General features: G+C 71.4%; 19 protein-coding genes. 3 read left to right on the top strand and 16 right to left on the bottom strand.

Annotated elements, in window-relative coordinates:
- Nucleotides 1-35 precede the first annotated feature (35 nt).
- The 3 genes from IF61_RS0117705 to IF61_RS0117695 form a co-directional block, all read right to left on the bottom strand.
- Entirely contained in the window at nucleotides 36-1,022 is a 987-nt protein-coding gene (locus IF61_RS0117705) for an ABC transporter substrate-binding protein (RefSeq protein ID WP_030367383.1), read from the bottom strand.
- 65 nt (nucleotides 1,023-1,087) lie between these two features.
- On the bottom strand, nucleotides 1,088-1,771 hold the full coding sequence (locus tag IF61_RS0117700) for an ABC transporter permease (RefSeq protein ID WP_030367382.1): 684 nt from the start codon (nucleotides 1,769-1,771) through the stop codon (nucleotides 1,088-1,090).
- A complete protein-coding gene (locus tag IF61_RS0117695) occupies nucleotides 1,771-2,499 on the bottom strand; it encodes an ABC transporter permease (RefSeq protein WP_030367381.1) in 729 nt (242 codons plus the stop codon). The genes IF61_RS0117700 and IF61_RS0117695 overlap by 1 nt, the downstream gene beginning before the upstream one ends.
- Nucleotides 2,500-2,636: 137 nt before the next feature.
- Between IF61_RS0117695 and IF61_RS0117690 the strand changes: the two genes are divergently transcribed.
- A complete protein-coding gene (locus IF61_RS0117690) occupies nucleotides 2,637-3,800 on the top strand; it encodes an ABC transporter ATP-binding protein (protein ID WP_030367380.1) in 1,164 nt (387 codons plus the stop codon).
- 584 nt (nucleotides 3,801-4,384) lie between these two features.
- Here IF61_RS0117690 and IF61_RS0117685 read toward each other — a convergent pair.
- The 6 genes from IF61_RS0117685 to IF61_RS0117660 form a co-directional block, all read right to left on the bottom strand.
- A complete protein-coding gene (locus IF61_RS0117685; RefSeq protein WP_030367379.1) occupies nucleotides 4,385-4,873 on the bottom strand; it encodes a DUF3180 domain-containing protein in 489 nt (162 codons plus the stop codon).
- Between the two features lie 55 nt (nucleotides 4,874-4,928).
- Nucleotides 4,929-5,522 (bottom strand): 2-amino-4-hydroxy-6-hydroxymethyldihydropteridine diphosphokinase, encoded by a 594-nt coding sequence (gene folK / locus IF61_RS0117680; RefSeq protein WP_030367378.1) that lies wholly within the window; start codon nucleotides 5,520-5,522, stop codon nucleotides 4,929-4,931.
- Nucleotides 5,519-5,878 (bottom strand): dihydroneopterin aldolase, encoded by a 360-nt coding sequence (gene folB / locus IF61_RS0117675; protein ID WP_030367377.1) that lies wholly within the window; start codon nucleotides 5,876-5,878, stop codon nucleotides 5,519-5,521. The genes folK and folB overlap by 4 nt, the downstream gene beginning before the upstream one ends.
- Before the next feature lie 312 nt (nucleotides 5,879-6,190).
- Nucleotides 6,191-6,688 carry a nuclear transport factor 2 family protein gene (locus tag IF61_RS0117670; RefSeq protein WP_043189567.1) on the bottom strand — a complete coding sequence of 166 codons (498 nt, stop codon included), beginning with the start codon at nucleotides 6,686-6,688 and terminating at the stop codon, nucleotides 6,191-6,193.
- Nucleotides 6,685-7,629: a dihydropteroate synthase gene (gene folP / locus IF61_RS0117665; RefSeq protein ID WP_078660294.1), complete on the bottom strand. Its 945-nt coding sequence runs from the start codon at nucleotides 7,627-7,629 to the stop codon at nucleotides 6,685-6,687. Before folP ends, IF61_RS0117670 begins: the two co-directional genes overlap by 4 nt.
- A 112-nt stretch (nucleotides 7,630-7,741) precedes the next feature.
- The gene (locus tag IF61_RS0117660) at nucleotides 7,742-9,595 is read right to left on the bottom strand and encodes a phosphatidylglycerol lysyltransferase domain-containing protein (RefSeq protein ID WP_078660293.1); all 1,854 of its coding nucleotides are present in this window, start codon (nucleotides 9,593-9,595) and stop codon (nucleotides 7,742-7,744) included.
- Between the two features lie 170 nt (nucleotides 9,596-9,765).
- Between IF61_RS0117660 and IF61_RS0117655 the strand changes: the two genes are divergently transcribed.
- Nucleotides 9,766-10,875 (top strand): alpha/beta hydrolase, encoded by a 1,110-nt coding sequence (locus IF61_RS0117655; RefSeq protein ID WP_030367373.1) that lies wholly within the window; start codon nucleotides 9,766-9,768, stop codon nucleotides 10,873-10,875.
- Nucleotides 10,876-11,090: 215 nt separating this feature from the next.
- On the opposite strand, the gene folE is transcribed toward IF61_RS0117655, so the two are convergent.
- The 6 genes from folE to dacB form a co-directional block, all read right to left on the bottom strand.
- Entirely contained in the window at nucleotides 11,091-11,696 is a 606-nt protein-coding gene (gene folE / locus IF61_RS0117645) for a GTP cyclohydrolase I FolE (RefSeq protein WP_030367372.1), read from the bottom strand.
- A 148-nt stretch (nucleotides 11,697-11,844) separates the two neighbouring features.
- Nucleotides 11,845-13,839, bottom strand: coding sequence for an ATP-dependent zinc metalloprotease FtsH (gene ftsH / locus IF61_RS0117640; protein ID WP_030367371.1), 1,995 nt, complete (start codon nucleotides 13,837-13,839; stop codon nucleotides 11,845-11,847).
- A gap of 268 nt (nucleotides 13,840-14,107) precedes the next feature.
- Nucleotides 14,108-14,647: a hypoxanthine phosphoribosyltransferase gene (gene hpt / locus IF61_RS0117635; RefSeq protein ID WP_030367370.1), complete on the bottom strand. Its 540-nt coding sequence runs from the start codon at nucleotides 14,645-14,647 to the stop codon at nucleotides 14,108-14,110.
- 99 nt (nucleotides 14,648-14,746) lie between these two features.
- Nucleotides 14,747-15,769, bottom strand: a complete 1,023-nt coding sequence (tilS, locus tag IF61_RS0117630; protein ID WP_030367369.1) for a tRNA lysidine(34) synthetase TilS — start codon at nucleotides 15,767-15,769, stop codon at nucleotides 14,747-14,749.
- 189 nt (nucleotides 15,770-15,958) lie between these two features.
- Nucleotides 15,959-17,101 (bottom strand): zinc-dependent metalloprotease, encoded by a 1,143-nt coding sequence (locus IF61_RS0117625; RefSeq protein WP_030367368.1) that lies wholly within the window; start codon nucleotides 17,099-17,101, stop codon nucleotides 15,959-15,961.
- Between the two features lie 210 nt (nucleotides 17,102-17,311).
- Nucleotides 17,312-18,799 carry a D-alanyl-D-alanine carboxypeptidase/D-alanyl-D-alanine endopeptidase gene (dacB, locus tag IF61_RS0117620; RefSeq protein WP_078660292.1) on the bottom strand — a complete coding sequence of 496 codons (1,488 nt, stop codon included), beginning with the start codon at nucleotides 18,797-18,799 and terminating at the stop codon, nucleotides 17,312-17,314.
- 82 nt (nucleotides 18,800-18,881) lie between these two features.
- Here dacB and IF61_RS0117615 point away from each other — a divergent pair, with 82 nt between their 5' ends.
- The gene (locus IF61_RS0117615; RefSeq protein WP_030367366.1) at nucleotides 18,882-19,379 is read left to right on the top strand and encodes an inorganic diphosphatase; all 498 of its coding nucleotides are present in this window, start codon (nucleotides 18,882-18,884) and stop codon (nucleotides 19,377-19,379) included.
- Between the two features lie 579 nt (nucleotides 19,380-19,958).
- On the opposite strand, the gene IF61_RS0117610 is transcribed toward IF61_RS0117615, so the two are convergent.
- Complete coding sequence (locus tag IF61_RS0117610) at nucleotides 19,959-21,635, bottom strand: threonine/serine exporter family protein (RefSeq protein WP_030367365.1); 1,677 nt, start codon at nucleotides 21,633-21,635, stop codon at nucleotides 19,959-19,961.
- Nucleotides 21,636-21,891 lie beyond the last annotated feature (256 nt).

Here is a 21,891-nt window from a genome sequence, read left to right as displayed (position 1 = left end):
ACTGTTCCCTTGATCTTACTTGTCGCCTACACCTCTCACTTCGTCAGCAGCCCCTTCTCCTTGAGGTACTGCGCGGCGACATCGGCAGGCTTGAGCCGCTGCGCATCCACCTTCTTGTTGAGTTCGGTGAGATCTTCCGTGGTCAGCACCCTGGTGAGCTTCGCGAGGGCGTCCGCGACCTTCTGCGAACCCGCCTTCTGTGCATTCACCACCGGCAGGACGTTGTCGGAGTTCTGGAGCTTCTTGTCGTCCTTGAGCAGAACCAGTCCGAACTGTTCGAGCGTGGCGTCCGTGGTCGTGGTCAGGAGCAGCTGGGCCTTGCCGTCCTTGACCGCCTGCTTGGCCTGGACGCTGCCCACCTCCAGCGGGGCGATGCCCGTGACGCGGATGCCGTACGTCTTCTCCAGACCGGGCTGGCAGAAGGGCCGCTGCGGGCATTCGTCACCGGCCGCGAGCTTGACCTCCTGGCCCGACTTTCCCAGGTCCGAAAGCGTCTTGAGCTGGTGTTTCTCCGCGAACTCCGTGGTGACCGCGAAGGCGTTCTGATCGACCGCGCGGCCGGGGTCGAGCACCTTCAGTCCGCGCGGCTCCGTGAGTTTCCGCAGGGCCTTCACCGTGGCGTCGGCGTCGGCGGACGCCACGGCGGGAGCGTCCTTGCCGTTCTGCTTCTTGTTCAGGAATTCGGCGAGCGTCGCCGCATACTCCGGGACGACGTCGATCCGGCCCTTCTCCAGCTCCGGTTCATAGAGCTCGCGAGCCTCGGTGGTCTTGATCGTCGGCGAATATCCGGCGTCCTTCAGCAGGCCCGCGTATATCTCTGCGAGCACTCTGGACTCGGTGAACCCGGCCGAGCCGATGACCAGCGCGTTCTCCCCCGGTTTCGCCGAGCCGCCGCCTCCCCCGGTGCCGGACTTCTCCAGGCTGTCGCCGCCGCACGCGGCGAGACCGGCCGCGAGGACGGCGACGGCGGCCGTCGCCAGCAGGGCGCGGGGGGTCCGTGCCCGGCGCGGGGTGCTGCTCATGGGGAACTCCTTCGGTTCCGGCGGCCGCTCTCCGGCCGCCGTCGGTTCGCTGACCGGCGCCGCGCCTACCCCGGCACCGGCACCGTACGCCGCCGCGCCGGGTCAAACAGCCGCTCCGCCAGCATCAGCACGCCCTCGACGAGCAGCGCGAGCGCCGCCACCAGCACGGCGCCGGCCACCACCTGGGCGGTGTCGGTGAGCCGGAAGCCCGCCGTGATGATGCGGCCCAGGCCGCCGCCACCGGGCAGGGCCGCGAGCGTGGTCGTGGCGACGACCTGCACGGCGGCGGTCCGCACGCCCGTCACGATCAGCGGGAACGCCAGCGGGAGCTCCACGCGCGCTATGAGCTGGCGGCCCGTCATTCCCATGCCGCGGGCCGCCTCGATCACATCGCGGTCCACCTCGCGCATGCCCACGTAGGCGTTGGTCAGCAGCGGGGGTATCGCGAACAGCACCAGCGCGATGACCGTCGGCCAGGAGCCGTGCGTGCCCAGCGGGCTGAGCAGCAACAGCACCAGCACCGCGAAAGTGGGCACGGCACGGCCCGCGTTGGAGATGTTGACCGCGAGGGCGCCGCCCTTGCCCAGATGGCCCAGCAGCACGGCCACCGGCAGCGCAATCGCGCAGGAGATCGCCAGGCACACCACCGTCAGGAAGAGGTGCTCGCCGAGCCGGTGCCACACGCCGTCCGTGCCCGACCAGTGCGCGCCCGTGATCAGCCAGGTCCACGTGCGCTCCACGACGCCCATCAGAGTGCCCCCTCGGCCGCCGGCCGGACCGCCGTCTTCCCGGCCTTGCGGCCTGCCGTCCTCCCCGCCCGCGTCCACGGCGTCAGCAGCCGCTGGACGAGCAGCAGGAGCAGATCCGCGGCGACGGCCAGCGCGACGCACAGCACCGACGCGGTGAGCACCTGCGCCTTGAAATAGCTGTGCATGCCGTCGTAGACGAGATTGCCCAGGCCGCCGTAGTGCAGGATCGCGCCGACCGTGGTGAGCGAGATCGTGGACACCGTGGTGATCCGCAGACCCGCCATCAGGGCGGGCAGCGCCAGCGGCAGTTCCACCCCGAAGAGCAGGCGCACCGGGCCGTAGCCCATGCCGCGCGCCGCCTCCCGCGCCTCCTCCGGCACCGCCGCGAGCCCCGCCAGGATGTTCCGCACGAGGATCGTCAGCGAATACAGCACGAGGCCCGTGACCACCACCGACACCGACAGCCCGAAGAACGGCACCAGCAGCGAGAACATCGCCAGCGACGGCACCGTGTAGAGCACGGTGGTCAGGCCGAGGACCGGGCCCGCCGCGGCGCGCCACCTGCGGGCCAGCAGCGCGAGCGGAAAGGCCACGAGCAGCCCTATGGCCACCGACGCGAGCGTGATGCCGACGTGCTGGAGCGTGGCGTCCGTCAACTCCTGGCCCCGGGTCCGCAGATACTCTCCGCAGATCCAGTCATTGCTGATCAGGCAGGACTGCCCCGCCATGCGCTCCCACCTCCCCCTGGCCGTACGACCCACGGATTACCGGTCGCCAACGACCCTAACCCGGGGCACTGACATTCGAGCCGGCCGCCACACAAAGGCAACAATGTCCCCAGCGAGTACGGCCAGAATGGGGAACCATGATCCGCTTCGAGCACGTCACCAAGCGCTACGCCGACGGCACGACCGCCGTGGACGACCTGTCCTTCGAAGTGGCGGAGGGCGAGCTCATCACGCTCGTGGGGCCCTCGGGGTGCGGCAAAACCACCACGATGAAGATGGTCAACCGGCTCATCGAGCCCACGTCGGGCCGGATCCTCCTCGACGGCGAGGACATCGCCGGCGTCGACCCCGTCGAACTGCGGCGCCGCATCGGCTACGTCATCCAGCAGGTCGGGCTCTTCCCGCACAAGACCGTGCTGGAGAACACGGCGACCGTCCCCCACCTGCTGGGTTGGCAGCGCAAGAAGGCCCGGGACCGGGCCGCCGAGCTCCTCGACCTCGTCGGGCTCGACCCCGCGGTCCACGGCTCCCGCTACCCGCACCAGCTCTCCGGCGGGCAGCGGCAGCGGGTCGGGGTCGCCCGGGCCCTCGCCGCCGACCCGCCCGTCCTGCTCATGGACGAGCCGTTCGGGGCGGTCGACCCCGTGGTGCGGGAGCGGCTCCAGAACGAGTTTCTGCGGCTGCAGTCGCAGGTGCGCAAGACCGTGCTGTTCGTCACGCACGACATAGAGGAAGCGGTGCGGCTCGGCGACCGCATCGCCGTCTACGGGCACGGCCGCATCGAGCAGTTCGACGCGCCCGCCACGGTGCTGGGCGCGCCCGCCACGCCGTACGTCGCCGACTTCGTCGGGGCCGACCGGGGGCTCAAGCGGCTCTCCGTCACCCCCATCGAGGAAGGCGACCTCGAACAGCCGCCGGTCGTGCGGCTGGACGACACGGCCGCCACGGCCGCCGCCGCCCTCGCCGCGGACGGCGCCCGGTGGGCCGTGGTCCTCGGCGACGCCGGGCGGCTGCACGGCTGGGTCTCGGCGGAGGCCCTCGCGGGCGGCGGCACCGTACGGGACCGGGCCCGCCGCATGGACGCGTGGCTCCCCGTCGGCGCCTCCCTCAAGCAGGCCTTCAGCACGATGCTGCAGCACGACGCGGGCTGGATCGCCGTCCTCGACGGCGACGCGACGGACCGGTTCGTCGGCGTCCTGACCCCGGCCAGGCTGCACGAGGCGCTGCGACGCTCGATCGACGCCGATGCGAGGGGCGCTGCGCGCGGCGATGTGGATCTGGAGAGCATCCCGGGGTCCTAGCCCCTGCGGGGCGGGCGCGCGCTCTCTTCCGCCGCGGCGGCGGCCGGCCACAGCGGCGGCATTTCGGCGGTGCCGAGCCCGCCTGCGGGCCGTACGGCACCGCCGGTCGGGTCCATGGGGGCTGAGCGCCGCCGCGGCGGCTTGATGAGTGCGGGCGCCCACGACCCATCGGCCCCCGGCCGGAGGCCGCACGGCACCGCCGGACTACACCGTCGTGGTTACGCACCGCCGTGGCGGAATCAAGGGCGCGGGCACCCATAAACCCACGACCCCCGGCCAGAGGCCGCACGGCACCGCCGGGCGCCACCGTCGTGGTTACGCGCCATCGCGGCGGAATCAAGGGTGTGGGCACCCAAAAGCCCATCGGCCCCCGGCCGGAGGCACGACACCGCCGGGTGTCACCGTCGTAGTTGCGCGCCATCGCGGCGGAATCAAGGGTGTGGGCACCCAAAAGCCCATCGGCCCCCGGCCGGAGGCCGCACGGCACCGCCGGGCGCCACCGTCGTGGTTACGCGCCACCGCGGCGGAATCAAGGGTGCGGGCACCCATGACCTACCAACCCCGGCCGGAGGCCGTCCGGTGGGTCAGAGTGCCCGGGCCGGGTCGCCGTTCTCGTCGTCGTCTTCCGGGAGTTTGCAGACGCGTTCCAGGAAGAACGCCGCGGCGATCACGGCGATGCCCGTTACTACGGACGCGCCCGCGTAGATCACCTGCTCGCGGCGGGGCTCGACGTCCAGGCCGTCGAGGCCGAGGAAGACGCCGACGCCGCCGTACATGCCGGCGACGAGCGCGGCGACCAGCGCACTGGCCTGGCCGAAGACGACCGCGCGGGCGGCCACCAGCGGATCGACGCCCTTCGCTCCGGGCCGCCGCTCGCGCTGCGCCCGCAGCCGGGCGCGCAGCGAGAGCGCCGTGGCCCCGAGGACGACGGCGATGACCGCCAGCACGATGGGCGCGGCCACCGGCACCCGCGGCAGCGTGCCGACCGAGTCCCACAGCCGGGCGCCCGCCCAGGAGAGGACGCCGGCCACGGCGAACAGCCCCGCCAGCACCCCGATCCGCAGTTGCCTCACCGAGCCGTCGCTCCTCATGTCGTCATCCCGATCGCGTTCTCACGCAGTCCAACGCCTACTCGGGCAGCCGGAGTTCCAGGTCGACACGGGGCTGTACGCCCTCCGTGCCGACGGCCGCGAGCAGCTCGACGACCGCGCCCCGGCCCGGGACGACGGCCTCGGGGTCGACGTCGTGCCAGGGGGCGAGGACGAAGGCGCGCTCGTGGGCGCGCGGGTGCGGCAGGGTCAGGACGGGGTCGGCGGAGACGATGTCCTGGTAGGCGACGATGTCGACATCAAGGGTGCGCGGGCCCCAGCGCTCGTCCCGCACCCGCTCGAAGGCCTCCTCGATGGCGTGGCCGCGCTCCAGCAGGGAGTCCGGCGGGAGGGTGGTCTTCACGAGGACGACGGCGTTGAAGTAGGAGGGCTGGGTGCCGGGCTCGACGCCCCACGGCTCCGTCTCGTAGACCGGGGAGACGGCCTTGACCCGGAGGCCGGGCGTGTCCTCCAGGGCGTCGATCGCGCCCTGCAGGGTCTCCAGGCGGTTGCCGAGGTTGCTGCCCAGAGAGATCACGGCTCGTTTGGGATTGCTCAGGGTCACGTCCGCCGCGTCCACCTGCTCCACCACGGAGGCGGGCACCGGCTGCACGGTCGGGTCGCTGCTGCTCATACTCGGCTCCGCGTAATAGTGATCGTCACATCGTCAAAGGGCACGGTGATGGGGGCGTCCGGCTTGTGGACGGTCACCTCCACCTCGCGCACCGCATCGTGCTTGAGGCAGTTGCGGGCGATTCGCTCGGCCAGGGTCTCGATGAGGTCGACGGGCTCTCCCTGGACGATATCGACCACTTCCTCCGCGACGACGCCGTAGTGCACGGTCTTCGTGAGGTCGTCGGAGGCGGCGGCGGGCCGGGTGTCCAGGCTCAGGACGAGGTCCACGATGAAGGTCTGGCCCTCCTCGCGCTCCCGGGGGAACACGCCGTGGTGCCCACGGGCCTTCAGGCCGCGCAGCGCGACACGATCCACACGAATCACTCCTGCTGGTCGTCGGACGGGGGCACCTCCCATGCCTGGTACCCACGTCGAATCTACCTGCGGGCACCGACAGCGCTCGCACATGGAGGCTAGGGATTTCTCCACATATTCACAGATACTTCCGCACGTTCCGGGCTCTTTCGGACGCCCTCCGTGCCGGGCCGGCCACGACTCCCGCCGCGCTTACCCGCAGACCCCGTCCCCCACCCCTACCCGGCCGCCGAGCAGCCCGAACGAGTGACGAGGACCCACTGCGCTGACGTCTCGCGGTCCCTCGGGGAACACGGCGCAACGCGAGATACGTCACGCCCCCGGAATACCGTCCGCCCCGCCGTTCGCACCGTTCGTGCCGTCTTCGTCCTCTTCCTCGTCGCGCCCGGCGAGCACCGGCGAGCCGTGGTGCGACCACACCTTCCACTCCTCGCCGACGCGCCGGAAGGCGTTCGTCGCCACGACCAGCTGGCCGACGAGGGGCCCCAGCTCGCCCTCCTCCTCGGCCGGGCCGCCGCTGAGGATGTTCTCCGTGCAGGTCACGAGGGCCGTGTCGCCGGCGACCGCCACCTCGACGTCGGTCAGGAAGAACTGGATGTAGTCCGTGCTCGCCATGATCAGCGCATATGAACGGAGCACCTCGCTCCGCCCGCGCAGCACCGGCCACCCCGGGTGGACGCACGACACCTCGGCGTCGGGATCGTCGAGCCACAGCCGGCCCATCGCGGCCGTGTCGCCGCGCTCCACCGCCTCGTACAGCGCGGTGTTCGCCAGCTCTACCTGCTCGCTGTCCGTACGGGCAGTGCTCACATGCCCCCCTCGGCGCCCGACGCGCCTGCCGCACCCGCCGGCCGCGGTGCCTCCGCGGCCTCGGCGATCTCCCCGGACTCGGCGGCCTCCTGCACCGCCCGCACCACGCGCACCGCGTCCGCGCTGGCCCGCACCTCATGCACCCGGACCGCCCACGCTCCCTCGCGCGCCGCGAGCGCCGAGACCGCGGCCGTCGCGGCGTCCCGCTCCCGGGCCGGCGGCGGCTCGCCCCCGGGGCCGGCCAGCACCCGGCCGAGGAAGCGCTTGCGGGAGGCGGCCACCAGCATCGGCAGCTCCAGCTCCCTGCGCAGCCGCGCCAGGCCCGCGACCAGGGCCAGGTCGTGCTCGGCCTTCTTGGCGAACCCCAGACCGGGATCGACGACGAGCCGGTCCGGGTCGACGCCGCCCTCGACCACGGCGTCCAGCCGCTCCCGGAGCTCGGCGAGGACCTCGCCGACCACGTCCCCGTAGACGGCCCGGCTGTTCATGTCGGCGCTGAAGCCGCGCCAGTGCATCACCACGAAGGGCACCCGGGCCGTGGCCACGACGGGCACCATCGCCGGGTCCGCGAGGCCGCCGCTCACATCGTTGACCAGCGTCGCCCCGGCCTCCACGGCCGCCTCCGCGACCGAGGCGCGCATGGTGTCCACCGACACCACGGCCCCCTCGGCCACCAGCTCGCGGACCACGGGCACGACCCGGCGCAGCTCCTCGCCCTCGTCGACCCGCGAGGCGCCGGGGCGGGTGGACTCGCCGCCCACGTCGACCAGGTCGGCACCGCCCGCGATCAGGTCCAGCCCGCGCTTGACCGCGAGTTCGGAGTCGAACCAGCGCCCGCCGTCGGAGAACGAGTCCGGCGTGACGTTGACGACGCCCATCACCGCACAGCGATTCCACTCCGGCAGACCGACGGGCCCGGGACGACCGCGCAAGGTACTCATGGGTCCAGCCTAGGGCGTGCCGCAAAGAGGAGTGCCCCCGACCGGAAGCCGGTCGGGGGCACTGCCGCACGCGTGTTCAGCGGGATCACCACGGCGCGCTCGCAAGGCGCGCTCACGCCGCGCGGGTGACCTCCGCGGCCGAGACCTGCTCGTCCGCGTCGTCCAGGACGTCCTTCGGCGGGGCGGGGCGGCGGCGCAGCAGGCGCGGCAGCTCCAGGAAGCCCTCCGCCTGCATCATCGCGAAGCCGATGCGGGGCAGGTCGCGGCTGTTCGGGAAGACGATGAAGCGGGGCTCCCAGCGCGGCCGGAACTTCTCGTTGAACTTGTACAGCGACTCGATCTGGAACCAGCGCGAGAGGAAGACCAGCACCGAGCGCTGGATGCGCACGACCGGGCCGGCGCCCAGCTTGCCGCCGCGCTCCAGGGCGGAGCGGAAGAACGCGAAGTTCAGCGACAGGCGCTTGACCTTGAGCTCGGGCGCGGCCTGCAGGAAGGCGACGATCAGGAGCTCGTTCATGCCCGGGTCCGCGCTGCGGTCGCGGCGCATGAGCTCCAGCGAGCTGCCGTCCGGGCCCCACGGCACGTAGTGCTGCATGGCGCGGAGGTCGCCGAACGGGCAGTCCTCGCCCTCCTCCGGGTCCTTGTGGGCGGTGGCGATGATGGCGTCCAGGTCCTTCGGGTCGCCGATGCGGCCCAGGGCCATGGAGAAGCCGCGCTCGTCCTCGGTGTCGCGCCAGGCGTTGGCGGCCTTCTGGACGGCCTCCAGCTCCTCCGGGGAGAGGTCGCCGACGCGGCGCACCTTGGTGCTGTAGCCGTTGCGCTCGATGCGCTTGACCATCTGGCGGACGTTGCGCATGGACCGGCCGGTGAGGGAGAAGTCGGACACCTCCACGATGGCCTCGTCGCCCATCTCCAGGGCGTCGAGCCCGGTCTCGCGGGTCCACACCTCGCCGCCGGTCTCGCTGCAGCCGGCGACGGCGGGCGTCCAGGAGTGGCGCTTGGCCAGCTCCATGAACTTCTCGATCGCGCCGGGCCAGGCCTCGACGTCACCGATCGGGTCACCGCTCGCGAGCATCACGCCGGAGACGACGCGGTAGGAGACGGCCGCCTTGCCGGAGGGCGAGAAGACCGCGCTCTTGTCGCGGCGCAGCGCGAAGTGGCCGAGCGAGTCGCGGGCACCGTGCTTGGCGAGCAGCTCGCGCAGCTTGTCCTCGTCCTCCTCGGTGAGGACGGCGGCCGGGTACGCGGGCATGAAGGCCAGGTAGGCGGTGGTGGCGACGGTCAGCAGACCGAGGGCGCCCAGGGAGTAGCCGACGGTGTAGTCGACGTGCTCGGTGTAGCGGATCGAGCCCTCGAAGCCGAAGAGGCCCCAGATCACGTGCTCGATCTGCTCGATCACCGGCGGGTCGCCGATCATCTGGTCCGGGTGCGAGCCGACGATCACCCAGCCGAGGCCGAAGCTGAGCGCGCCCATCAGCACGAAGTTGGCCGCGACCTTCCAGCGGCTGCGCGGGTCCGGGAGCGCGTAGAAGGAGCTCTTGTGCCACACGAGGTAGATGAAGAGCAGCAGCGACAGGATGGCGCCGATGTAGGAGTGGCGGTAGACGAGCTGCGCGGCCGCACCGATGGGCAGCAGCACCACGGCGGCGAGCCAGGCGCGCTGCTTGGCCCGCTTGAGGCCGTGGGCCAGCATCAGCAGCAGGACGCCGACGATGATCGAACCGGCCGCGGCGAGCTGGGTCACCGAGCCGGGCAGCACCTCGGCGAGGCTGTGGACCTTGCTCCAGCGGAACCGCGGAACCACACCGGCAAGGACGTCGACCAGGCCGATGAGGGCGGCGACCGTTCCCACGACGGCAGGCACGTTCTCGGGCTTGGGCCCTCTGACGATACGCGCAAGCCTCGACAGTCGCTTGGTTCCCTCGGGAACCCCATCGGACTTTTTGCCATCTACCCTGACAGACATCTCTTCCCGTCGTCCTGTCGAGTGGACGTGCGCCATGCGGCGGCAGCGCCCGGACAATGTGCGCCCTGTAGGACGACGGTTTCGGGGTTGAGGTTCCGCGGGGGGCCGAGCCCGGAAAGACGTAACCATTCCGCGACTCGGCGCCGGGTCGCCTCGGCAGAAAGCACCTCATGGGTCTCACCAGCATGGCAGTACTGCTGCTTGCCATCGCGGCTGCGATAGTGCTCTTCGCGTTGACCATCTGGCTCTGGCCTCGCCTGGGCAAACGGAGCGTGGGCTCCATACTCGGCAGGGTGGGCATGATGCTGGCCACGCAGCTCACCCTGTTCGCAGCGATCGGTCTCTGGGCCAACCAGTCCTTCGGCTTCTACGGCTCCTGGGCCGACCTCTTCGGTCAGGTCAAGGAGGAGGGCGTGGTCGTCGACCACAGCGCCAGCGGCAAGCGGGTGCAGGTCGTGAACACCCAGGCCGTCAAGGTGCCCCGCGGCAACGTCCCGCGCGTCGGCGGAAAGATCGAGAAGATCCAGGTCGCCGGCGTCGAGTCCAAGATCAACGGCCCGGCGTACGTCTACCTGCCGCCGGAGTACTTCCAGCCGGAGTACGCGAACCGCAAGTTTCCCGCCTCCGTCGTCCTGACCGGCTACCCGGGCACCGCCGAGGCGCTCATCAAAGGGCTCGACTACCCCGTCCGCGCGCACAAGCTGAGCAAGGACAAGAAGATGCAGCCCACCGTCCTGGTGATGATGCGTCCGTCCATCGTCGGCCAGCGCGACACCGAGTGCATGGACATACCGAACGGCCCGCAGGCCGAGACCTTCTTCACCAAGGACCTGCGCAAGGCCGTCGCCCAGCACTACCGCGTCGGCGACAAGGCCGCGAACTGGGGCATGATCGGCGACTCCACCGGCGGCTACTGCGCGCTGAAGATCGCCATGCGCCACCCGGACGCGTACAGCGCCGCGGCCGCGCTCTCCGGCTACTACAAGGCTCCGCAGGACCCGACGACCGGCTCCCTCTTCGGCGGCAGCAAGCAGCTGGAGAACGAGAACGACCTGCTGTGGCGGCTGAAGAACAAGGAGATGCCGCCCGTCTCGCTGCTGGTGACCACCAGCAAGCAGGGCGAGCACAACTACAAGGACACCATGAAGTTCATCAACGCGATCAAGGCTCCGGCCCGCGTCTCGTCGATCGTCCTCGACACGGGCGGTCACAACTTCAACACGTGGCGTCGTGAGCTCAACCCGACGCTGAAGTGGATGGGCAGCCGCCTCTCCGCGTAGCGGTTCGCCGATACGTTCCGGTGACGCCTGTGGGCATTCCGCCGGACCCCCGCCGTCGTGGCTCGTCGCCGCTGCGGCGGGCATTTTTTTGCGGCAGCAAGCGATTTTGCTGCCGCATCACCCACTGTCTGCCGCCGCTGCGAAAACCTTCCGCCGCAACGGCGACCAGCCACGAGGGCGCATCCCGGCGGTGCCGGACCCAGCGATTGATCCGGCTATCGAGCCATGATCAGGCTCATCGCCTCGGCCCGCGTGGCCGGGTCACGCAGCTGACCCCGCACCGCGGAGGTCAGCGTCTTCGCGCCCGGCTTGCGGATGCCCCGCATGGACATGCACATGTGCTCGCACTCGATGACGACGACCACGCCCCGCGGCTCCAGGATCTCCATCAGGGAGTCCGCGATCTGCGTGGTGAGCCGCTCCTGGACCTGGGGCCGGCGGGCGAAGACGTCCACGAGGCGGGCGAGCTTCGACAGGCCGGTGATCTTCCCGCTGGTCGACGGGATGTAGCCGACGTGCGCCACGCCGTGGAACGGCACCAGGTGGTGCTCGCACGTGCTGTAGACCTCGATGTCGCGGACGAGCACCATCTCGTCGTGACCGAGGTCGAACGTCGTGGTCAGCACGTCCTCCGGCTCCTGCCAGAGGCCCGCGAATATCTCCTTGTACGCGCGCGCCACCCGCGCCGGCGTCTCCCGCAGGCCCTCCCGGTCCGGGTCCTCGCCCACGGCGAGCAACAGCTCCCGCACCGCGTTCTCGGCGCGCTTCTCGTCGAATGCGCCGACGCTCCGCACGGCGTCCAGGGTCACCGGGTCGGTCATGGAGTGCCTCGTTCTCTCGTACGTATGTACCAACCGGCACCGCCCGGATAAACGGGATGCCGCGTCCACCAGGCTAAAACCTGGGTGACGCGGCATCCATTCCGGGCCCTGTGGTGCAGGGCCCGTGAGCCTTACGGAGCGGCTGTGATCAGCTCTCCGGCCGGGTGTCGTCCGGGAGGGCGGACTGCTCGATCGCCTGGCCGCCGTTGCTCGGGGCGAGCTCCTTGGGGGAGAGCACCGGCGGGCGGGTGGACGGGGTGCGGCGCGAGGAGCCGGTCCACGCCGGGCGGGCGGGGCGCCGGACCACGTGCTTGAAGATCTCGGCGATCTCCTCCTTGTTCAGCGTCTCCTTCTCCAGGAGGGCCAGAACCAGGTTGTCGAGGATGTCGCGGTTCTCGACGAGGATCTCCCACGCCTCGTTGTGCGCGGTCTCGATGAGCTTCTTGACCTCTTCGTCGACCAGCGCGGCGACCTCTTCGGAGTAGTCGCGCTGGTGCGACATCTCGCGGCCCAGGAACGGCTCGGAATTGTCGGAGCCGAACTTGATCGCGCCGAGGCGCTCGGTCATGCCGTACTGCGTGACCATCGAGCGGGCCGTGGCCGTGGCCTTCTCGATGTCGTTGGCGGCACCGGTGGTCGGGTCGTGGAAGACGAGCTCCTCCGCGGCGCGGCCGCCCAGCATGTACGCCAGCTGGTCGAGCATTTCGTTGCGCGTGGTGGAGTACTTGTCCTCGTCGGGGAGGACCATGGTGTAGCCGAGGGCGCGGCCGCGGGACAGGATCGTGATCTTGTGCACCGGGTCGGAGTTCGGAGAGGCCGCCGCGACCAGGGCGTGACCGCCCTCGTGGTACGCGGTGATCTTCTTCTCCTTGTCGCTCATGATCCGGGTCCGCTTCTGCGGGCCGGCCACGACGCGGTCGATCGCCTCGTCCAGCATGTGGTTGTCGATCAGCTTCCGGTCGCTGCGGGCCGTCAGCAGGGCGGCCTCGTTCAGCACGTTGGAGAGATCGGCACCGGTGAAGCCGGGGGTGCGGCGGGCGACGGCCGACAGGTCGACGTCCGGGGCGACCGGCTTGCCCTTCTGGTGGACCTTGAGGATCTCCAGGCGGCCCTGCATGTCCGGGCGGTCGACGGCGATCTGCCGGTCGAAACGGCCGGGCCGCAGCAGCGCCGGGTCGAGGATGTCGGGCCGGTTCGTGGCGGCGATCAGGATGACGCCGCCCTTCACGTCGAAGCCGTCCATCTCGACAAGGAGCTGGTTCAGGGTCTGCTCGCGCTCGTCGTGACCGCCGCCGAGGCCGGCGCCGCGGTGGCGGCCGACCGCGTCGATCTCGTCGACGAAGACGATGGCCGGGGCGTTGGCCTTGGCCTGCTCGAAGAGGTCACGGACGCGCGAGGCGCCGACACCCACGAACATCTCGACGAAGTCGGAGCCGGAGATCGAGTAGAAGGGCACGCCCGCCTCGCCGGCGACGGCGCGCGCGAGCAGGGTCTTGCCCGTACCGGGCGGGCCGTAGAGCAGCACACCCTTGGGAATCTTGGCGCCGACGGCCTGGAACTTCGCCGGCTCCTGCAGGAACTCCTTGATCTCGTGGAGCTCCTCGACGGCCTCGTCGGCGCCTGCGACGTCGGAGAAGGTCGTCTTGGGGGTGTCCTTGGTGATCAGCTTGGCCTTGGACTTCCCGAAGTTCATGACCCGGGAGCCGCCGCCCTGCATCTGGTTCATCAGGAACAGGAAGACCACGACGATGAGGACGAACGGCAGCAACGACAGCAGGACGCCGATGAACGGGTTCTGCTTGGACGTCGAGACGTTGTATCCCTCGGGGATCATGTTCTTTTCGGCGTTGGCCTGCAGGGACTTGGCGATGTCAACGCCCTGCTCGCCGATGTAGTTCGCCTGGATCTTGCTGGAGCCCTTGACCTTCTGGCCGTCCTTGAGCTCAACCTTGATCTTGTTCTCGTCACCGGTCGTCAGCTCGGCCGATTTCACCAGGTCCTTGTTGATCGCGTTAACGACCTGGCTGGTGTCCACCGACTTGTAGCCGCCGCCGGAGCCGACGACCTGCATCAACACGACCACGGCGAGGACGGCCAGCACGATCCACATGACCGGCCCACGGAAGTAGCGCTTCACGTCCATCCATACGGGGCGCAAGCGCCCCGTCCCTCCTGCCACAGTGAGGCACGGCCAGCCCCTCGACGGGGTGCCTGTGCGTACGGTGTCCTGCTCGACCTTGAAAGCTTGACTTGAAAGTCTGAAAAAGACTGACCTTCGGACGGTACCCCAGCATTGTCTCCCGACGCCGCTGCAGACGGTCAACCAACCCGCCTTACCCTGCTCCAACGGCGGGAACCGTCATTCGGTTCCCGCGTGCCGGACGGGGTGGCCCGCACCGAGGGCCCGGAGCTCAGCCGCCGTAGACGTGCGGCGCGAGCGTGCCCACGAAGGGCAGGTTGCGGTACTTCTCGGCGAAGTCGAGACCATAGCCGACGACGAACTCGTTGGGGATGTCGAAGCCGACCCACTTGACGTCGATCGCGACCTTGGCCGCGTCCGGCTTGCGCAGGAGGGTGACGACGTTGAGCGAGGCGGGCTCGCGCGAGCCGAGGTTCGACAGCAGCCACGAAAGGGTCAGGCCCGAGTCGATGATGTCCTCGACGATCAGGACGTCCTTGCCCTTGATGTCGGTGTCGAGGTCCTTGAGGATGCGAACCACGCCGGAGGACTGGGTGCCCGCGCCGTACGAGGACACGGCCATCCAGTCCATCGTGACGGGGTTGGAGAGGGCGCGCGCCAGGTCGGCCATCACCATCACGGCGCCCTTGAGGACACCGACGATCAGCAGGTCCTTGCCCGCGTACTCCGCGTCGATCTTCGCAGCCAGCTCCGCCAGCTTCGCGTCGATCTCTTCCTTGGTGATGAGCACCGACTTGAGGTCGGTGCCCATGTCCTTGTCGTCCACCCGCGCCACTCTCGCTTGTCTACGGATCGTCCGGCATTTCCGCGGCGAGCTGAGGCCCGTTCGTGACGTTCGTGCCCGTTCGAATCAGCCCTGCCGGAGGACCAGTCTGCCACCCTGCCTGCGGACCGCGACCCGCCCGGGCAGATTGATGGCTCCCTGGCCGCGCCATCCGGTGATCAGCCGGTCGACTTCCTCGATGTGCCGGGCGAAGAGCGAACCGGCCGGTGAACCCGCCGAGATGGCCGCCCGGCGCAGCACCCGGCGGCGGACCGCGGGCGGCAGGGCGTAGAGCTTGGCGGTCTCCAGGGCGCCGCTGTCGTCCCGGACGGAGGGCTCCACGGCGGCGGCCCAGTCGTCCAGTGCGTCGGCGTCGTCCCGGGAGAGCTGGGCCGTGCGGGCGAGGGCCTCGATGACGCCCTTGCCGAGGGCCTTCTCCAGGACGGGGAGGGCTTCGTGGCGGACCCGGGAGCGGGTGTAGGCCGGGTCGGCGTTGTGCGGGTCGTCCCAGACGGGGAGGGACTGGACCATGCAGGCCTTGCGCGCGGTCTGCCGGTCGAGGCCGAGGAAGGGCCTGCGGTAGCGGCCGCCGACGCCGGACGTCACGGCCATGCCGGCGAGGGAGCGGGTGCCGGAGCCGCGGGCGAGCCCGAGGAGGACCGTCTCCGCCTGGTCGTCCCGGGTGTGGCCGAGGAGGACGGCCGCTGCGCCGTGCCGCTCGGCGGCGGCGTCGAGGGCGGCGTAGCGCGCGTCGCGCGCGGCGGCCTCGGGGCCGCCGTCCCGGCCGACGTTGACGGTCAGCGCCTCGACGGGGTCGAGGTCGAAGGCCGCGAGGCGGCTCGCCACCTCCGCGGCGCGCAGGTCGGAGCCGTGCTGAAGGCCGTGGTCGACGGTGACTCCGCCGGCCCGGATGCCGAGGCGGGGGGCCTCGAAGGCCAGCGCGGAGGCGAGCGCCATGGAGTCCGCGCCACCGGAGCAGGCGACGAGGACGAGCGGCTTGTGGCCTGCTGGGGCGGGGGGGACGGATGAGGGTGTGGTGGGGGTGAGGACGTCGTGAAGTACGCGGCGGACCGCCAGGCGTATCGCGGCGACCGCGGGATGTGGACCCATGTCCGTGTGTCCAATCGTTCCATATGGAGATCGTTCGGAGCTGCGCGAGCTTCGAAGCCTCAGTCACGCTGTGTGCGTCGATGGTGACAGAAGCGAGCCATTACCCGAGCATCGCACGCCCACCCCTGGCTCACGGTCCCTCGGACGGGTGATTACGGAGGCGTTCTACCCGGAGGTGGAGCTTCCGGTTCACGGCTCTGTACGACGGTGCACCCTCGCGACCCAGTCCGCCGGTTTGGCGATCTCCGCCTTGGTGGGCAGGGTGTTCGGGGATGTCCACACCCTGTTGAAACCGTCCATGCCGACCTCGTCGACCACGACCCGCACGAAGCGCTCACCATCACGGTACTGGCGCAGCTTCGCATCCAGACCCAGCAGCCTCCGCAGCGCCGCGTCCAGCCGGCCCGCGCCCTTCGCCCGCCGCTGCTGGAACTTCTCCCGGATCTCCGCCACCGACGGCACCACCTGCGGCCCCACGCCGTCCATCACGTAGTCCGCGTGGCCCTCCAGCAGCGACATCACCGCCGTCAGCCGGCCCAGGATCTCCCGCTGCGCGGGCGTCTGCACCAGATCCACGATGCTGCGCCCGCCCTCGTCCGCGCCGTCCTCCTCCGGAGGACGGCCACCCGCCAGCGACTGCGCCGCCTCCCGGATCCGCTCCAGCAGGGTGGCCGGGTCGACGTCCGTCTCCGCCAGGAACGCCTGGATCTCGCCCTCGACGTGGTCGCGCAGCCAGGGCACGGCCGTGAACTGCGTCCGGTGCGTCTCCTCGTGCAGGCACACCCACAGCCGGAAGTCGTGCGGGTTCACGTCCAGCTCGCGCTCCACGTGGACGATGTTCGGCGCCACCAGCAGCAGCCGGCCCCCGCCCGTCGCCGAACCGGGCAGGTCCCTGCTCGGCGGGGCGAACGTCTCGTACTGGCCGAGGACGCGGGACGCCAGGAACGACAGCAGCATCCCCAGCTCCACGCCGGTCACCTTGCCGCCGACCGCGCCGAACACCGCCCCGCCGGGGACGTTCGCGCGGCGGTCCTGCATCTTCTCCAGCAGCGGGCCGAGGATCGCGCGGAACCCGGCCACGTTCGCCTTGATCCACCCCGCCCTGTCCACGACGAGGACCGGGGTGTCGCTCCCCGTGCCCTCGCCCTTGCCGGGCCACATCCGGGTGAACGCCCTGACGTGCTCCTCGGACGTCGCCGCATGCCGCCGCAGCTCCGCGACGACCGCCCGCGCCTCCTCCCGGCTGACCTCCGGCCCGGGCCGTACGAACCGGGTCGCGGTCGCCACCGCGAGCTTCCAGTCGACCATCTCCGCACCACCGATGCTCGTCATGGCTTCACCGTACGTGGGCCGCTCCGCTCGGGGTAGCGAAGTGTCTCCGGCGAGGGCCCGGGGGCGGCGGAGCATTCCGCCGGACCCTCGCCGTGGGGGTGCGGCGCCATTGCGGCGGGAGGCCCTTGCGGGCTTGCCGAAGTGCGGCATGGCGCCCCGTAAGGCGGCGCGGGGAACCGCGCGACCAGCCACGGACGGCCCGCGGCCGGCTCAGCGGCAGCCGCAGCCCGCGACGGTAGTCGCCAGGCGATCGAGCGCGCCCTGAGCCGCCTCGCCGGACGCCGCGCCCGCCGTCATGAAGGCGAACGACAGCAACCGTCCGTCCGCGTCCACGACCGTGCCGGAGAGCGTGTTCACCCCCGTGAGCGTGCCGGTCTTGGCGCGGATGAGGCCGCGGCCGGCCGCATCCGCCCCGTACCGCCCGCTGAGCGTCCCGCTGAAGCCCGCGACGGGCAGCCCCGTCAGGACGGGCCGCAGCTCCGGCCGGGCCGGATCCGCCGCACGGGCGAGGAGCCCGGCCAGGAAGGCCGCCGAGACGTGGTCCGCGCGGTCGAGCCCGCTGCCGTCGGCGATCCGCGCCCCGGACAGCGGCAGGCCGAGCTTCTCCAGGCGCGCGCTCACCGCCCTGGCCGCACCCTCGAAGTCGGCGGGCTGCCCGGACGCGAGCGCGGTCTGCCGGGCCAGCGCCTCCGCGATGTCGTTGTCGCTGTTGGTGAGCGTGCGCTCGACGAGCGCGGCCAGCGGCGGCGAGGACACCGAGGCGAGACGTTCCGCCTTGGCGCCCGCCTGCCCCGCGGCCGGGTCGCCGTCGGCGTCCACGCCCGCGTCGTGCAGCATCCCGGCGAACTTCCGCGCCGCGTCCCCGGCCGGGTCCGTCGTGCGGTCGGCGGGGCCGTGGTCGGAGTCGTCCAGCCTCCCCTCGTCCACCATGAGGGCGCTGACCGGCGCGATGTTCTCGTTGGGCCCGATGGGGTGCAGGGCGGGCCCGGAGTAGCGGGAGACGTCGTACGCGACCTTCACCCGGCCCTTGCCCCGCGCCTTGAGGCCACGCGCGGTCGCGTCGGCCAGCTCCTTCAGGCTCGCGGCGGCCGGCGCCCCCTCCTTCGCGGGGCGGGCCGTCAGCGTCGGGTCTCCCCCGCCGACCAGCACGACGGTGTCACCGTCGCCGACGACGGTGGTCTCGATCCGGTGATCCGGGCCCAGCGCGGCCAGCGCCGCCGCGGCCGTGGCCGTCTTGATCGTGGAGGCGGGGGTGTACGGCGTGTCCTGGTCGGCCCCGTACAGCTGCTGCCCGGTGGCGACGTCCACGACGGCCGCCGACGTCTGCGCGCCCAGCGCCCCGTCCTTCAGCAGGCCCTCCAGCGCCCCCGCGAGGCCCTCCCGGGCCGGCAGCGGCGCCGTGGCCCGCCCGCCGAGGCCGGCGAGCACGGGCGGCGCGGCCGGGCGCACGGGGCCGCCGCCGTGCTCGTCGCGCTCCGCCTCCGGGCCCGCGGCCGCCCGGGCGCGCTCGGCCCTGCGCTGACCGCCCTCCCAGGGCCCGGCCGCGCCCACGGCACCCGCCGCCACGACGCATCCGGCCAGCGCGGACACCGCGACGAAACGGACGGTCCGCGCCCGCGGCGAGCCACCGCGCAACGGCTGCGGCAGCCGCGGCCGGAGCTGCAGCCGCGGCCGCCACGACCTGGTCTCCGACTCCACGACCAGCCCCTTTCGCCAGCACACACCCACGTGAGAGACACTTAATCACCAGACGTATGTGTTGATCATGGAGGAGCCACCCGTGGAGTTCGACGTCACCATCGAGATCCCGAAGGGTTCGCGGAACAAGTACGAGGTGGACCACGAGACCGGTCGCATCCGCCTGGACCGCCGTCTCTTCACCTCGACCAGCTACCCGGCGGACTACGGCTTCGTCGAGAACACCCTCGGTGAGGACGGCGACCCGCTGGACGCCCTCGTCATCCTGGACGAGCCGACCTTCCCCGGCTGCCTCATCAAGTGCCGCGCCATCGGCATGTTCCGCATGACCGACGAGGCCGGCGGCGACGACAAGCTGCTGTGCGTCCCGGCGAACGACCCGCGCATGGAGCACCTGCGCGACATCCACCACGTGTCGGAGTTCGACCGCCTGGAGATCCAGCACTTCTTCGAGGTCTACAAGGACCTGGAGCCGGGCAAGTCGGTCGAGGGTGCGGACTGGGTCGGCCGCGCGGAGGCCGAGGCGGAGATCGAGGCCTCCTACAAGCGCCTCGAGGCGGCGGGCGGCGCCCACCACTGAGCCTGCGGCTCGCTTTGCACGGGGCCGGGGTGCCGTACGCGACGTACGGCACCCCGGCCCCGTGGCCTTTCAAGGATGCGCTCGCATCCTTGAATCCGCCGCGATGGTGGATCTCGGCGGTGCCCGTACGGGCAGAGGCGCGCTCGGCACCGCCGGGGATATCCGCTGTGGCGGGTCACCGTCGCGGCGGATGGAAGCTGCCGGGGCACCCGGAAACGCATGGTGCTGTCCGGCCAGGCCAACTCCTGCCCGCCGCAGCGGTGCGCGACCACGACGGTGGATCCCGGCGGTGCCGTACGAGCTGAGGTGCGCTCGGCACCGCCGGAGACGTCCGCTGTGGCGTATCGCCGCCGCGGCGGACGAGGGGTGCCGCAACACCCGGAACGCATAGGTGCTGCCCCAGCCACCCCCTACCCGCCGCAGCGGCACGCGACCACGACGGTGGAGCCCGGCGATCCCGTACGAGCAGAAGCGCGCTCGGCACCGCCGGAGACGTCCGCTGTGGCGGGTCGCCATCGCGGCGGATAGAAGCTGCCGGGGCGCCCCGAGCCGTGCGGCGCGCCCCGCGCAACGCTCGCGCTAGAAGCCTCGTGTGCGTTTCGCCGCGCGGCGGCCCGCGGCCTCGCCCGGGACCTTGAGGAACATCCGGGCCATCTCGGAGCCGAGGTTCACCCCGATGGCGATGGCCAGCGCCAGCGCCGCCGCCTTCGTGAGGCTGGCGATGCCCGTGTTGAGCTCGTTCTTGGCGAAGTTCAGCAGCGCGAAGTAGACCGCGCTACCGGGCAGCAGCGGCCCGATCGCCGCCGTCACGTACGGCAGAGCGGACGCGTACCGGTAGCGCGAGAGCAGTTGCCCGAAGAGGCCCACCAGGCCCGCGGAGATCGCCGTGGCGGGCACCGGGTCGAGCCCGGCGGTGTCGGCGAGCGCGCCGTAGACGACCCAGGCAACCCCGCCGTTGAGGGTGACGACCCACACAGAGTGACGTTCCTGCTGGAGCAGCAGGGCGAAGGCGAACGACAGCAGCATCGCCGCGACGATCTGCACCCCGGGCCGCTCGACGCGTTCCAGCGCCGCCCCCGGGTTGAGCGTGGCCCCGCCGATGTGCACGCCCCCGTAGAGGACGATCAGCACGCCGCAGACGATGCCGGCGATCAGGTAGCCGACTTCCAGCAGGCGGGCCGCGGCGGTGATGTAGTAGCCCGTCAGGCCGTCCTGAACGCCCGCCACGAGCGCCCGCCCGGGGATCAGGGCGAACAGCCCACCGGTGATCACGGCGGACGCCTGGACGTCCACGTAGCCGTGGAGGGCGCTGAGCGCGACACCCATCGCCGCGGGCGGCAGCGCGGCCGCCACGAACTGGTAGAACTCCGGCAGCCCGCGCCCCGCCGCGAGCCACGCCAGCCGGTCGCCCAGCATCGCGCCGGCCGCGGCCGCGAGGAACACCACGAGCCCGCCGCCCACGAGCATGCTCGCCGCGCCGGCGAGCAGCCCGGAGGCCGCGGTCAGCGCCCACCCCGGGTAGGGGTGGCGGTTGCGGCGTATCTCGGCGAGGCGGCGGTACGCCTCCTCCAGCGTCAGCCCCTGCGACGTGATGTCGTGGACGAGCCGGAAGACGGCGTCCAGGCGCGTGTAGTCGGTGCCGCGCCGCCGCACCGTGCGGTTGGCGGTGACGGGGTCATCCACAAGGGACGGCTGATAGCTGACGGTCAGCAGCGTGAAGGTGACCGTCGGCTCGCAGCGGTGGAGCCCGTACGCGTGCGCGACGCCGAACATCGCCGCCTCCACGTCCTCGGCGCCCTCGCCGCCCGCGAGCAGCAGCTCGCCGATGCGGAGGGTGAGGTCGAGGATGCGGGGTACGGGCGGGCCGGGCTCGTCCTGCTTCGTGGCCCGCTCGGGCGCGGGCCGCTCCCCGACCGGCATGCGCAGCATGGTGCGCATGCGGTCCTGCCAGGGCGTGTCCTTGGTCAGGCTGACCTTGGGCATGCCGTAGGGCGGCGTGTAGCCCGGCAGCAGGGTGCTCTGCGTGGTGCTGGAGTCGGGGGCGACGGTGCCCGCGGGGAGGGTGAAGGCCGAGCCCTCGGGTTCGCCGGGCGGCTCGGGGGCGATGCCCTCGGGGACGGCGAACTCGGAGGTCGGGTGCTCGTCCTCGGGCGGGGGCGGGAGGGGGACGCCGAGCGGCGGGGTGAAGGCGCTGCGCGCCTCGTCGGACTGGGGTTTGCGATCTTCCGGTGCCTCACCCCGCTGGCGCTCAGCCACCTCGTTCTCCTCGTAACGCCCTGCCCGCCGGTCGTCCGGGGCGTTCCGCGGCCGGCCCCTCACCGCCGATGCCGGCGCACGCCGCCCGCCGAGACGGCGCGCGGCCACGACGGCGACTGTCGGCGGTGCCGGACCAGCCGTATCGCCGGAACGTCCCGCAGAGCCGTAGCCCTAGGGTCACAATGCCTGATCAGAGGTGCGTGTGCCCAGTGGGGTCGGCTCTATGCGGAATGGGGCTGCAGCCGGGCGGGAGCGC

The sequence above is a fragment of the Streptomyces roseoverticillatus genome, from assembly GCF_000719265.1.
Classification (GTDB): domain Bacteria; phylum Actinomycetota; class Actinomycetes; order Streptomycetales; family Streptomycetaceae; genus Streptomyces; species Streptomyces roseoverticillatus.
The sequence above is the reverse complement of the archived record's forward strand: the minus strand, read 5'-3'. Positions and strand labels throughout refer to the sequence as shown.